We start from the raw sequence: 462 nt of genomic DNA, 5'->3' as shown, positions 1-462 counted from the left end.
GCCGTCGGGCAGGCTGGTGCTGAGCACGTTGCCTTGTTCGTCGTAGGTGTAGCGCGTCAGGCTGTTTCGGGTGCTGCCGTCGGCCTGGTGCCGGATGGTGCGCCGTTCGGTTCGCAGGCCCTGCGGGTCGTGCTGGTAGTGCTCGCTTTGCGTGGGGTGTTCGAGCGCAGTGAGCTGGCTGCCTGTGTAGTGCCAGGTGGTCGTGGTGGTTTTCTTCGGGTCGGCCGCGTCGCTGATGTCTTGGCGCAGGATGCGGCCGCTGATGTCATACGCGTAGTGCGCCTGGTTGCCGGCGGCGTCGCGGTTGGCTATCAGGCGGTCTGCTGCGTCGTATTCCCAGATGCTCGCTCCTGCGTCGGGGTTGCTGGTGCGCACGATGCGGCCAAAATCGTCGCGCATGGGCTGTGCGCCCGCTGTGCCAGGTTGGGGCGGCAGCAGCCGGTTGCGGCCTGCGCCGTCGGT

1 protein-coding gene is annotated in these 462 nt (G+C 67.5%); it reads right to left on the bottom strand.

Going from position 1 to position 462, the window contains the following annotated elements; translation table 11 throughout:
* Positions 1-399, bottom strand: a 399-nt coding sequence (locus VTU_RS28190) for a hypothetical protein (protein ID WP_138927950.1), incomplete at its 3' end; no start/stop codon positions are given.
* Positions 400-462 lie beyond the last annotated feature (63 nt).

The sequence above is a fragment of the Verminephrobacter aporrectodeae subsp. tuberculatae At4 genome, assembly GCF_000193225.1.
In the GTDB taxonomy this organism is placed as follows: Bacteria; Pseudomonadota; Gammaproteobacteria; order Burkholderiales; family Burkholderiaceae_C; genus Acidovorax; species Acidovorax aporrectodeae.
This window is presented reverse-complemented; position numbering and strand designations above follow the sequence as displayed.